Origin of the sequence: Candidatus Contubernalis alkalaceticus, assembly GCF_022558445.1 — a bacterium.
GTDB lineage: Bacteria > Bacillota > Dethiobacteria > SKNC01 > SKNC01 > Contubernalis > Contubernalis alkaliaceticus.
In genome coordinates this window covers 3,393,199-3,406,507 of sequence record NZ_CP054699.1, presented here as the reverse complement: position 1 = coordinate 3,406,507, position 13,309 = coordinate 3,393,199, and the positions used below count along the sequence as shown (strand labels likewise).

Here is a 13,309-nt window from a genome sequence, read left to right as displayed (position 1 = left end):
TGAATAGAATTATGGGGAGTAAACAAATCATTCTATTCACATGAAAAGGGAGAAATGACATGAAGTTTACAGGGCAAAAAGCATTGAGATTACTGATTTTCACCTTAACTATTTTGTTGATAAGCTCATCACCCATGGCAGGATTGCCCAAGGCCGTAGAATCGGCAGGGGCCAACGGATCTCATACAGTTGACGATTCCTTAGTTGGGACAAGCCTTTTCAGCATAAATCTTGCTGTGCAAAGAGTTAGCTCCACCAGGCTGCGGTTGACTGCAGGTTCTTCCGAGAACAATACCCGCTACCGGTTTGAGGTAAGGGAAATGGACAGTGGCGGCGGGTACAATATGATTAGGGATTACTCATTAGATAGTGAGTTTATATGGGAAGGTGCCCGGGAAGGAGCTATTTATGAAATAGTGGCTCATGGGATATCTAACCAGGGGACATACACCGGTTCATATGTGGTTTTTGGAAACACCAATCCTTCCTCATACGTTCCTTTCAGGGGTGTAAGTATGCAGGTTTATTCTGAAGGGAATAAGGTGCATGTTACCGCTGTCCCCCAGGGGGGTACCAATGTAATATATGCCCTTCAATACCGGAAGGGGGGCGGCCAATATAGTCCCCTGGATTCATCCAATCCATATCAGGCTTCTCCTAATATGGTCAGGCAGCTGGATTATGGCCAATATGAGATGGTGGTCCATGCAATTGATATGGCGGGGGGTGCAATGACTTACTATGGTGCCTATACCCCCTTTAACCATGCTGCGCCAAATCCTCAGCTGCCTTTGAATATAATCGTCAGGCCGACGACTACTACCGTTCAAAAAGCCCAGCAGTGGGCAGCCTCCAAACAGGCTCATCAGCGTTTTATTGACATTGCTCCTCTATACTGGCATTACGGAAATTTGACCGGCATTAATCCAGAGATTTTATACGTCCAGTCTGCCCATGAGACAGCCTATGGACATTATACCGGAATTGTTTCCCCTGAGCAGAATAACTGGGCAGGCATTAAGACCCGGTATGCCACCGGTGATACCCCTGCGGACCATGAAACTTTTGCCAGCCCGGAGGATGGTGTTAGGGGGCATTTTAATCATATGAGTGCTTATGTAGGATTACCTCCCATCGGAGTACCCCATGGACGATACCATACAGTTATGAGCCTTACCTGGGCTGGAACTATTACCACGGTGGAAGAAATGGGGGCAAGATGGGCGGTTCATTCCATTTATGCAGAAAGAGTTATGCAGCTTTTAAATGATTTATTAGCGTATTAAATTTTAAGCGGCCTATCCTGGCAGTTTCCGTCTGGATCTTACAGCTTCCTCCATTTTTAAAGGGGAAGCTTTTTTTTGGGGATTTTATTAATTCCTGTCTTTTAGGCAGGAAGAGTACAGGAACAAAGCGAAATTTATCCTTATTGACTGACATTGGAGGGTGGATTTTTTGTCTGAGAAAAAAATGCCGAAATGTAAACGGCGGGTATTTTATAAAGACCGGCAGTATGGTGAATTTATCACTGCAGCCAAGAACTATGTAGATAATTTAGCCAAAGAAGAACTGGAATATATCTATCGGAAGCCTTATGACCCCATGCCTTACAACGGGGATTATTATCAAAATATGTACGGGCTTTTGGGACTGCTGCAGGCTATGAAGATTAAGCCCCGGGGAAAAGTATTGGAGGTGGGCAGCGGCCCGGGATGGGTTACGGAGATACTGGTGGGGTTAGGTTACTCCGTGGAGGCTGTAGAGCCCAGTGAAACCTTTTTAAATATTGCCAGGGAACGGGTCAGTAATTTTATCAGGCATCTTCACCTTTCGGATCCTCCTCCGGTAGTTTTCCACTGCACTACTCTGGAGGAGTGCTCTCTTAATCCGGGGGAATTTGACGGGGTTATATTTTTTGATGCTCTGCATCATATTGTGGATGAAAATGTCGGCCTGGAGAAGTGTTACCATCTTTTAAGCCCCGGAGGAGTTATAGGAATCCATGAAAATGCCTGGGTGCCCCAGGATAGGGAGCAGGAGAAGCTGTACCAGGAAACCATGAAAAGATTTGGGACTTTGGAGAGTCTATTTTCTGAAGAATACCTGGATTATTTGCTGGGGGAAAAAGGGTTCATTCAGCTGGAAAGATACCACCAGATAAACGGTTTTTTCCCTGCAGCATTGGAGAATATACCCATAGGGCAGGCAGCGCAGACGCCGGCCGGGGGAAATAATATTTTGACCGCTATCAAGCCTTACGGGGAAGGGCCTACCACAGAGGATCCCCAGGCCCATTCAGCGGGGGAAATCACTGTGCTGCAGTCTTCATTCAGCAGGGAGAAACGTTTATTGGAACTCTCCCTGTGCCTAAAAAATACCGGAGATACCATTTGGCTTTATCGGCACAGCAGCAGAGGGGTTGTTTCCACTGCTCTTTATCGGGGAACCCCGGGGATGGAAAATTTTCAGGAGGCCAAATGGCGTTTTCGACTTCCCTGCCATGTCTTACCGGGGAGTCAAGTTGAGTTTCAAATGGCCTATGAACTGCCCCCGGACTATGACCGGGATATCTGGAAATTAGATTTGGTTAACGAAGGTTTTTTCTGGTTTTCTCAGAAAGGCACCGCCCCACGGGAAGTATCTTTAAAAAACATCTGAGAATAGAGGTGAACTTGTGTCTAAAGAGAACAAAACTGCAGAAATTGAAGAATATATTTACAAGCGAATATTGGAGAACCAGGAGAAAAATTTATTAAAAAAAGAAGACAGCTCTTTCCATAGTCACCATGATTTTTCTTTGGATATAGGCGCTGTCTACAGGGAAATGGAGGAAGGTAATAATACCTGGAATATTCAAGGGACTGCTCCCTCCTCTCAAAAGAAAATAATCGGCCCGGTGATAACCTTATTTAAAAAAGTAATTCGAAAACTTATTTCCTGGTACCTGGAGCCCATCATGGAGCAGCAGAGGATTTATAATGCTTCTGTAAACAGAAGTTTACAGGAACTCTGCCTGCAGGTATCCGGCAGTGTGAATTATCATCATGAGACGATTCATGAGCTTAAGGCCGTGGCTGCTGATTTAAATAACCAGGTTAGTGAATTGAAATTAAAGGGGGAAATCCGGGAGGAACTGCTTATAAAGCAGATGAAAACGATGGAAGGCCGGCTAAAATATATTGAAAACAGTTTTTTACCCTCTAGATCCAAACAGGCAGGCCTTATGGGTGCAGTAGTCCCCTTTGATTATCTTGAACTTGAAAATCAGTTCAGGGGAAAAGAACAGGATATAAAGGAAAGGCTCAGTGTTTACTTGCCCTTTTTTCAGGGGAAAAGCAAGGTGCTGGATATCGGATGCGGCCGGGGGGAAATGCTGGAGCTTTTACAAGAAAATGATATTGATGCCCTGGGGATAGATACCGATGAAGAAATGGTTAAGCACTGTGGAGGTAAGGGGTTAAAGGTCAAAAAGCAGGACGCCGCCCTTTTATTAGAAACTTTAGAGGATAATACCATAGAGGGAGTTTTTATGGGCCATGTGGTGGAACATTTAGATCTAGATTATATGATCGAGCTTTTTAGGCTGATCTACAAAAAAATAATGCCCGGGGGCGTTTTGTTGCTGGAATCCCCCAATCCCATTTGTCTGTATATTTTTTCTGCTTCCTTTTATATAGACCCTACCCATATAAAGCCCCTTAATCCCTATACCTTAGAACACCTGCTGCAGTCCATTGGCTTTAAGGGTTTAAATATAATGTTTCATTCCCCGGTTCCCCATGAACAGAAATTAGAGCTTCTGAACCTGCCGGAGGAGCACTTTAAGAGGATAGACAATAATATGAAGAAACTCAATGACCTGATTTACGGTTATCAAGATTATTCTATTGCAGCAGTTAAATAGGATGGTGTACAAGAAAAATGAAAATTAAAAAAATTGCCATATGCTCAACCCAGGTACCCTTTATTTACGGTGGGGCTGAAGTACTGGTAGAAGAGCTGGATAGACAGCTGAAAGAAAGAAATTTTCAATCGGAAATTATCAGAATCCCATTTAAATGGTATCCCAGCCACCAGCTGGTGAGTCAGGCCTTGATCTGGAGGATGCTGGATCTCAGTGAAAGCAATGGGGAAGTAATAGACCGGGTGATTTGCACAAAATATCCTACCTATGTGGTAGAACATTCCAATAAAGTTACCTGGCTGTTCCATCAGCACCGGCAGGCATATGATCTTATGGGGACTGAATATTCTTATCTGGCAGATACTGTAGAGGATTTTTCTTATGTTCAACAGTTAAAAAACATAGATAACAACACCCTGGTGGAATCAAAAAAAATATTTACCATATCTGAAAATGTAGGGAAAAGGCTTAAAAAATATAATGGTATAGACAGTGAAGCTCTTTACCCTCCCACAAAATATGAACAAAAATATTACAGTGACAGTTATGGCGATTATATATTTGTAGCCGGCAGGCTGGATCCTTTAAAAAGATTGGACCTGATGATTAAGGCCATGCAGTATACTCATAAAGATATTAAGTTTGTCATTGCCGGTAAGGGAAGCCAGGAGAATGAACTGAAAAAGCTGGCCCAAAGGGTAGGGGTTATGGACCGGGTTATTTTTAAGGGATTCGTAACTGACCATGAACTTCTGTCCCTCTACGCCAACTGTTTTACGGTTTATTATTCTCCCCGGGATGAAGACTATGGATTTGTAACGGTGGAAGCCTTTAAAAGCAGAAAGCCGGTGATCACCACCTGTGACTCCGGTGGGGTATTGGAATTTGTGGAGGACGGAAGAAATGGGTTGATTACCGGTAATGATCCCCTGGAAATAGCTCAAAGTGCCAACTACCTTTACCAACAAAAAGCGAAGTGCCGGGAGTTTGGGGAAAAGGGTTATAAAAAGGTAGAAAAGATTGTGTGGGATAATGTTATAAAAAAATTAACCGCAGAGTATTAGGAGGGTAAAATGAAAATTGCCTATTTTAGCCCACTGCCTCCCCAAAAATCAGGGATATCCGATTACAGCCTGGAGCTGCTTCCTTCATTGGGCCAACACTTAAAAATCGATTTGTTTTCTGATATTGATGGTGCCTCTCAAGAGCAGCTGGCCTCAACTTTTACTTTTTTTAATACTACGGATTTCCTTAAACACAAAATGCACGCCTTCTATGACCATGTACTCTACCATATAGGAAACAACAACACGTTTCATCAAAACATTTATGAGACAGCCATAAAATATCCGGGGATTGTGGTTCTTCATGACTATGCTTTACACCATATGCTGGCTCATCAGACTGTGGGAAGAAATGATTTTAAAGGCTATATTGCAGAAATGAAATATAATTATGGGTTAGAAGGAGAACAGTTGGCCAGACAATCCCTGGAGGGGGAGCGGCGGAGGATATGGAATACTGTAAGTACCCTAAAATACCCATTAAATAAAAGGATTTTAGACTGTTCCAGGGCGGTAATTGTCCACTCTAACTTTATTAAAAAGTTAATTCATGAAACTCATAAAAGCCTGCCTGTCATAGTGGCTCCTCTCCCTACTCCGGATATAGGGCTTATTTTATCAGCAGAGAAAAAACTTTTGAGGCAGCGGTACAATATTGGGGAAAATCAGAGGGTATTCTCCTCCTTTGGTTTTCTATCTAAGGATAAGAGGGTAGACAAGGTGCTGGCAGCACTGAAACAAATAAAAAAGGAAGCTGATAATTTTCTTTACATAATAGTGGGAGACCGACAGGAGGATTTTCCCATCAAGGAGATGGTAAAAGAGATGGGGTTACAGAAACATGTTAAGTTTACGGGATTTGTGAACCTGGATACTTTCAAGGATTATATAAGATTATCGGATTTCTGCATTAATCTTCGTTATCCCACCCAGGGAGAAACCTCTGCCAGCCTTATTAGAATCTTGGGCATGGGAAAACCGGCCATTATCACTAATGTGGGAACCTTTTCTGATTTCCCCGATACAGTTACCCTGAAGGTCAGCTGCGGCCAAAATGAAGTAGAGGATATAGGTAGGGCTTTGAGGCTGCTGTTGAAGGACAAAGGGAAGAGGGAAAATATGGGCAGAGCTGCTTATGAATATGTAAAAGAAAATCATCATATCTCTAAGACGGTGAAATCCTATTTACAGCTTTTGTGGGATATTCAGGGGGGCCGCTTATATAAAAATAATATTCATGCCTATGGTTCCTTTTATGCCGCCGTAGGAGATTCCCTCTACAGTATGGGAGTCAGGGAGCCGGATAGGAATTTAATTAAAAAAATTGCAGAAAGATTAAACGAAATCATCTAAGCACCAACCCCGGATTTTTATTGTTAATCACCGGGGAAGTCCCAATAACAGCCTCATCCCTTGCTATATAAGGGGTTTTCATAGGAGCACAAAAATTTTTAGAAAAAGAAGGGTTTATAAAAGGGAACTGGAATTTATAATCATTCACTTTAAATTAAAATGGTAACAGGGAAGAAAACTATCATGGTGCAATCCAAGGGCTTATCAGCTTTTTGCAAAGAAAAATTAAAAGCAGTTTTTTCCCGGGAAAAAGGAAATAATACCTGTCAAATCCTTAGATTTCTTATGGTGGGTATTCTGGCAGCAGCCATAGACATGGGCCTGTTAATCCTACTGGTAGAGGCCTTTTCTTTGTACTATTTGCTGGCAGGTTTAATCTCTTTTATCGCTGCAGTTATTTTTAATTATTTGGTAAGCCGCATCTGGGTGTTCCAAGGGGGGCGATATTCCCGGGGCCTGGAATTTATGGTTTTTGTAGGGGTCAGTGCCGCAGGGCTGGCTTTAAATCAGCTGATCCTATTAACTTTAGTAGACATGCTGAAGGTCCATTACCAGCCTGCTAAAATTATATCTATTATGGTAGTAGCCCTTTGGAACTATATCCTCAAAAAAAAGTTTGTTTTTAAGGGGTAGGTGGTACATTTGAATATACTGGTTACCGGGGGGGCCGGGTTTATCGGTTCGAATTTTTTAAACCTTTATGTCCCCAGATATCCATACTACAACTTTATTAACTTAGACAAGCTTACTTATGCTGCTAATCTTTTAAATTTAAAAAATATAGAAAACAGTGATAATTACTGTTTTATCCAGGGAGATATCGCGGATTACGGTCAGGTAAACCGGGTATTTGAAAAATATCAACCGGATATTATTGTACACTTTGCGGCGGAAAGCCATGTGGACAGAAGCATTGCCGGTCCCGGGGAATTTATACATACCAATATTGTCGGCACCTTTAACCTCCTGGAAAACTGTCGGAAACACTGGGACAATCCCTTAGAAAAAGTGTTTCACCATGTAAGTACCGATGAGGTGTACGGCTCATTGGGGGAAACCGGTGTTTTCACTGAGGAAACCGGGTATGACCCCAGCAGCCCCTACTCTGCCTCCAAGGCCTCCGGCGATCACCTGGCGAGAGCTTACTACCGCACCTATGGCTTACCCGTTAAGATAACAAATTGTTCCAACAACTATGGGCCTTACCAGTTTCCGGAAAAGCTGATCCCCTTAATGATTTTAAATGCTTTGGAGGGAAAACCTCTGCCGGTCTACGGCCGGGGAGAAAATATCAGGGACTGGCTTTATGTGGAGGACCACTGCCGGGCTATTTGGGAGGTTTTAAGCCGAGGCAAAACAGGTGAAACTTATAATATCGGTGGAAACAATGAATGGAAGAACATTGATATAGTCAATAGGATCTGTGAGGTCCTGGCAGAAGAACTGGATATGGATACCTCCATTTATAAAAAATTAATTACCTTTGTAGAGGATAGGCCCGGCCATGATCTGCGCTATGCTGTAGATTCTACTAAAGTATTGGGGGAATTGGGATGGCAGCCCCGGGAAAACTTTAATACCGGGTTAAAGAAAACTATAAAATGGTACCTGCAAAACCGACAATGGGTGGACAGTGTTAAAACCGGAAAATACCGGAAATGGCTAAAAATGAACTACAGCAGCAGAATGGCCCTATGAACACCTAAATTATGCTATCTGTAAACTAAAAAAGATTTTAAAGAACAAGGAGATACGGGGTGAAATAACATGGAGGAGCACGTAACCCAGGAAGTTGATCTCAGGGAGGTAATCCGAATTCTCCGAGAGAGGCTTTTATTATTGATTATCATACCTTTCCTGGCGGTTACGGCCAGCGCACTTATCAGCAGCTATTACCTTATCCCTGTTTATAGGTCCACCGCCAGCCTGATGGTATGGGAGTATTATCCGGATGCCCCCGATTATCAAGACCTCTACTTTAACAACTATCTTCTCACCACCTACCGGGAGATTGCCAAAAGCCGGATGGTAGCGGAGAAAGCAGCGAACAGGCTGGAAACTTCTTTGTCCCCGGGGCAGCTCAGGGGGAAGGTGGATGTCCATGTGGTAGAGGGCACAGGGATGCTCTTCATCACCGCTTATGATTCCAATCCCCAATTAGCCGCCGACATAGCCAATGGATTAGCTGCTGCTTTACAGGAAATAATGCCCCCGGTATTTAATATGGATAACCTTAAATTAATAGACGAAGCCCTTGTGCCCGGGAGGCCGGTGTCTCCCAACCACCGTTTAAATATGACGGCAGCGGCAGTAGTGGGATTAATGTCGGCGGTAGTTCTGTCTTTTTACCTGGAATTTTTAGATACCACCATAAAAAAACCTGAACAAGTACAAAGGTACCTGGAATTTAAAGTTTTGGGGGTTATTCCCCTGGTGAAGGAAACCCGAGGCAAGGAGAACTGAAGTGAATCTGAGCATAATAGTACCTGTATATAATGTAGAAAAATATTGTGCCGCAACCCTAAAATCTTTAATTAGCCAGAGGGAAAAGGAATTTGAAATAATCATCGTTGATGATGGTTCTTCTGATAAAACGATCAGCACAATAGAGGAGATATTTAAAAAAAGCACTTTCAAGAATTATAAGATATTCAAACAGGAAAACAGCGGAGTAAGCTCTGCCAGGAATAGAGGGTTATCTGAATCTCAAGGAAAATACGTAATGTTTCTAGATGGAGATGATTATGTATCTGAGGATTTAGTGAAGAATATATACTGCTGTATGGGTGAACAGGAGATGGAGGTTCTATGCTGGGGATACAATACGGTTAAGGAAGATAAAACCGTTATAATTAACTATATTCACAGGTTTGGTTTAAATCCGGAGAATAATTGCCTTACGGGAATTGAAACCTTAAAGAAAATAATTCTAGAAAAGGCCATGTGGATCTGGACCGGCAGTGCAGCCTACAGCAGGGAATTTTTATTGGAGAATAATTTTAAGTATACTCCAGGCTGTTTTTGTGGGGAGGATCAGGAATTTACCTATAAAGCCTTATCCAGGGCGAAAAAGGTGTATTTTATAAACAAAGTGCTGTCTTTTTATGTCCAAAGGGAAGGATCTATCTCCAACCGTTATGACCTGAAAAAATTTGATATCATCGGTGCCTTGAAAAGAACCTGTGAATATCTTAATAATATTCCCGGGGAAGACTTAAATGAAGTAATTAATGAGTTGAATACTAAAAAAATAATAATAAATTACTTTAATGCCCTGGAATCCTGTCTGTATTATTCCCACAGGAAGAACATTGGCGTTCTGCTCAGGGAGATTGATGAAAAATATCCTCAATTAAATAAAGAAATGATTAAAACCATGAAGGCTGTCCCTAGAAAAAATAATAAAATTTCCAGAAAAATCAAGTATTACTTAATTTCTCCCTCATTATATTATGCGTGGGTGAAAAAACCGTTTGTGCAGCCGGGTGATTAAATATGGTTATAAAATCAGCTCCCATAAACAAGTGGAAATATTTCGGCCTTGAGGACAACTCTTTGTTCCCCAAAATTCTTTTATTATTACTGATGCTCATTGCCTTCATGAGCATCAGCGAAGAATTGTTTATGTTGGGGGGGAGGACTCTCACTGCACCCTTAATGGCTTTGCTGGGGTTTTTTTTAATACTGGACATTATAGTCAGTGAAAAATTGGTTATCCCAAAGCCCCTGGTATTTTTGTTGATGTTATTTTTCTCCTGGTCCTATCTCTCGGTTACCTGGGCCGAGACTTTTTCCCGCTGGCATGTGCTTCGATTGGCAGAAGTTTCAATCTTTTTCCTGGCTTTTCAGTATATATGCAGTAATGACCGAAAGTTTCGCATAATTATTCTGGTAATCTTTTTGGCAGGGGCATTATTTAGCTGTTACGGTTTGTATAAGGCTTTACTTCTGCAGGACTTTGGAAGGCAGGTTTTGGTAGATTCTCAAAATCCCAATAATTTTTCCAGAAGCCTTACCCTTTCCCTTCTGGCGGCCCCTTTATTGTGGGATTGGCTGAAAAATACCTGGACCCGGTCCTTCCTGCTGTTGGGATCCATGGTAATCGTAACTATGATTTTTTTAACCGGTTCAAAGGGTGCCTGGATTGCTCTCTTGATTACCTTTATCACTTTTACGGTCTTCATCAGTCTGAAACAGAAAAAAATAAATTCCCGCTTACTAATGACAGCGGTCCTGTTATTTACTTTGATTTTCTTTGTTATCTTAATGGGGGGCGAATTATTTGCCCGATTTGAAGCCTTTGTAAGGTTTACAGACTTAATGGAAGAGGGTATAGGCACGGCCACGGGCAGAACAGAAATCTGGAGCGCCGGTTTCAAGCTTATTCAGGACAACTTTCTTTTTGGCGTAGGGTTAAACAATTTTGCTTATTGGGTGGGGAGAGAACCTCACAGTATATATATTTCCATACTGGCAGAACAGGGAGTGATAGGATTAATCATCTTTTTATTATTTATGGGGATTATTATTTGGGACCTGTTAAAGTTTAGTAAAGATATCAGGGCCCAGACAGCACTGCTCTTTACTCTAAGTGTTTTATTTGGCGGGCTGGCAGCAACTAATTATTTTTTACGATATTTTTGGATAGCCCTGTCCCTGGGTGCCTGCATACCAAGAATAATAAGGGTTGAAAAGCTTAGAAAAAATTCAACCTGCAAAAATTAAAAATAGGATGCAGGACAAAAATATAAGTAGTAGAATAGAATAAACATTAGTGCAAAAAAATTAACAAGAAGACGATTGTTATAGGGGTGATGATAGAGAAAGTATGAGCAGATCATTGGGTTCTTTCAACAGTACTCTGAAGCGTAAAATAATAACACTTATGGTAAACTTAATTAAGAGTAAACCTAAAATTTTAAAGCAGTATACAAATATATTTAATAGAATTTATAATGAACAATCCTTCAGTAACATGGTGGAGCATGAGGCAATGCTGGCTGACAGAGCCCGGGTTGAGTTCTATTATGCCGCTATCTCCAGGTTTGTAAAGCCCGGGGATACAGTGCTGGAGCTGGGAACAGGATTGGGGATACTTTCTTTTTTTGCAGCCCAACAGGGGGCAAAGAAAATATATGCTATCGACCACTCGGATATTGTTTCAGCCGCAAAAAAAGTGGCTGAATATAACCAAATTAATAATATAGAGTTTCTCAAGGTTCACAGCAAACAGTTAACCTTAGATACACCGGTAGATGTTATTATTCAAGAACAAATGGGCAATTTTCTTTTCAATGAGCATATGGTGGAAAATGTGTGCGACCTCCGGGACCGATTTTTAGTAAAGGGAGGGATAATAATCCCCAGCCGTTTTGAATTTTTTATTGAACCGGTAAAAATTAACGACTTAAGTTATGTGCCCTACATAAGAGAGCAAAAAATTCATAATATAGATTTTTCCTGTCTCAAAGAAGCATCATCAGGTTTCCGTTACAATTCCGTTATGCTGAACCAGCCATGGTCATTTGATTTCTTTTTAAGCAGGCCTGAGTCTATTTATGACTTTGACCTTCACACCATCAACCCTACCGACATACCCAATGAATTTACATTTTCAAAAAAAGTAGCCCGAGGGGGAAGGTTGGATGGGTTTATTGTCTATTTTAGATGCCTCCTGGATGATGATATTGTGATTACTACTGCACCAGAAGAAAGTCGTGCTTCCAATTGGAAGTATTTTTTACTGAGGGTGGAGTCGGATATTGTCGAAAAAGGACAAGAAATCAACTTTGAGCTTAAGGCGGAGAATATCAATGTGCCCCAGACCTGGCGCTGGAGCCATTCCTTATAAGTTTTTTTTAAATTAGATTAGCCCAGAACACGGGAGTGATACCATGGAAAGTTTTGAGGTTTTGGAAATTGAAGATGACACCCGTTGGCTGGAAGAGTTGAAGCAGGTAGGGACCTTTGATATCTATCATCTGCCCTCTTACCACCGGCTCTCGGAAACAGCCGGTGAGGGACGGGGTGTAATGATTATTTATAAAAACAACGGCCTGACGGTTCTTTTCCCACTTCTTCTCCGCAGAATCCAAGACCTGCCATTTGTAAAAGATATGGGGAAAGGCTTTAAGGATGCAGTATCGGTATATGGGTATGGGGGCCCTGTGGCCTCCCGAATGCCGGTAGAGGAAGAAAAGGCATCTTTTTGGAAATGCCTTCTGGACTACTTGAATTCTGCCCGGGTGATTTCTGTTTTTAGTTCTCTGCACCCTCTTTTGGGGCAGGAAAATATTTTAAGGGGCCTTGGAGAGATTATGCCCACCAGCCCTACTATTTCCATAGATCTCACCGGCACAGAAGAAGCCCAATACAGTGATTACCGAAAGTCCCATAGAAGAAGGCTCAAAGGGTTGGAGAAAGAGGGCTGCGTATGTTTTGAAGACCGGGAAAAGCAGTACTGGGAGGAATTTGAAGAAATTTACCTGGAAACCATGGAGAGAGCCAATGCTTCCCGTTACTACTTTTTTTCTAAAGAATATTTTTCATTCTTAAAAAAAGAGATGGCGCAGGATATTCACCTTTTTGTCTGCCTGAAGGGAAGTACAGTGATAAACGCTGGAACGGCTTCTTTATGTAACGGTATTGTTCAGGCTCATCTGGGGGGAACCCGCAAACATTACCTGGCTTTGTCCCCGGAGGTGCTTTCAGTGGATACCCTTCGGGCTTGGGGTAAGGAGAAGGGCGCCCATACCTTACATCTGGGCAGAGGGTTTGGAGGGGCTGATGATTCCCTTCTTCATTTTAAGAAAGGATTTTCCAAAAGGGATCATTCTTTTAATTTCTGGAAATGCATTATAAGGAAAGATATATACAGCCAACTCTATGGGGAACTCTGCAGAAAAACCGGTGTTCAGCCCGAAGGGGCTTATTTTCCTGCCTACAGGCACCCGGCCTTTTTTGAAGGACACCCCCGGTAGTGCAAAAG

12 protein-coding genes are annotated in these 13,309 nt (G+C 42.1%); all 12 read left to right on the top strand.

Features of this window, described 5'->3' with window-relative positions:
* The first annotated feature begins 59 nt into the window (after positions 1-59).
* Positions 60-1,286, top strand: a complete 1,227-nt coding sequence (locus HUE98_RS16805) for a glucosaminidase domain-containing protein (protein ID WP_241421735.1) — start codon at positions 60-62, stop codon at positions 1,284-1,286.
* Between the two features lie 169 nt (positions 1,287-1,455).
* Positions 1,456-2,658, top strand: a complete 1,203-nt coding sequence (locus HUE98_RS16800) for a class I SAM-dependent methyltransferase (protein ID WP_241421734.1) — start codon at positions 1,456-1,458, stop codon at positions 2,656-2,658.
* 16 nt (positions 2,659-2,674) lie between these two features.
* A complete protein-coding gene (locus HUE98_RS16795; protein ID WP_241421733.1) occupies positions 2,675-3,904 on the top strand; it encodes a class I SAM-dependent methyltransferase in 1,230 nt (409 codons plus the stop codon).
* A 17-nt stretch (positions 3,905-3,921) separates the two neighbouring features.
* Positions 3,922-4,968, top strand: coding sequence for a glycosyltransferase family 4 protein (locus HUE98_RS16790; RefSeq protein ID WP_241421732.1), 1,047 nt, complete (start codon positions 3,922-3,924; stop codon positions 4,966-4,968).
* 9 nt (positions 4,969-4,977) lie between these two features.
* Positions 4,978-6,321 carry a glycosyltransferase family 4 protein gene (locus HUE98_RS16785; protein WP_241421731.1) on the top strand — a complete coding sequence of 448 codons (1,344 nt, stop codon included), beginning with the start codon at positions 4,978-4,980 and terminating at the stop codon, positions 6,319-6,321.
* A gap of 183 nt (positions 6,322-6,504) precedes the next feature.
* Positions 6,505-6,954, top strand: a complete 450-nt coding sequence (locus HUE98_RS16780; RefSeq protein WP_241421730.1) for a GtrA family protein — start codon at positions 6,505-6,507, stop codon at positions 6,952-6,954.
* A gap of 9 nt (positions 6,955-6,963) precedes the next feature.
* Positions 6,964-8,019 carry a dTDP-glucose 4,6-dehydratase gene (gene rfbB, locus HUE98_RS16775; RefSeq protein ID WP_241421729.1) on the top strand — a complete coding sequence of 352 codons (1,056 nt, stop codon included), beginning with the start codon at positions 6,964-6,966 and terminating at the stop codon, positions 8,017-8,019.
* A gap of 69 nt (positions 8,020-8,088) precedes the next feature.
* Positions 8,089-8,784 (top strand): YveK family protein, encoded by a 696-nt coding sequence (locus tag HUE98_RS16770; RefSeq protein WP_241421728.1) that lies wholly within the window; start codon positions 8,089-8,091, stop codon positions 8,782-8,784.
* 1 nt (position 8,785) lies between these two features.
* The gene (locus HUE98_RS16765) at positions 8,786-9,814 is read left to right on the top strand and encodes a glycosyltransferase family 2 protein (RefSeq protein ID WP_241421727.1); all 1,029 of its coding nucleotides are present in this window, start codon (positions 8,786-8,788) and stop codon (positions 9,812-9,814) included.
* A 2-nt stretch (positions 9,815-9,816) separates the two neighbouring features.
* Positions 9,817-11,046, top strand: a complete 1,230-nt coding sequence (locus HUE98_RS16760) for an O-antigen ligase family protein (RefSeq protein ID WP_241421726.1) — start codon at positions 9,817-9,819, stop codon at positions 11,044-11,046.
* Positions 11,047-11,149: 103 nt separating this feature from the next.
* Positions 11,150-12,172: a 50S ribosomal protein L11 methyltransferase gene (locus tag HUE98_RS16755; RefSeq protein WP_241421725.1), complete on the top strand. Its 1,023-nt coding sequence runs from the start codon at positions 11,150-11,152 to the stop codon at positions 12,170-12,172.
* A gap of 43 nt (positions 12,173-12,215) precedes the next feature.
* The gene (locus tag HUE98_RS16750) at positions 12,216-13,301 is read left to right on the top strand and encodes a GNAT family N-acetyltransferase (protein WP_241421724.1); all 1,086 of its coding nucleotides are present in this window, start codon (positions 12,216-12,218) and stop codon (positions 13,299-13,301) included.
* The last annotated feature ends 8 nt before the right edge of the window (positions 13,302-13,309 follow it).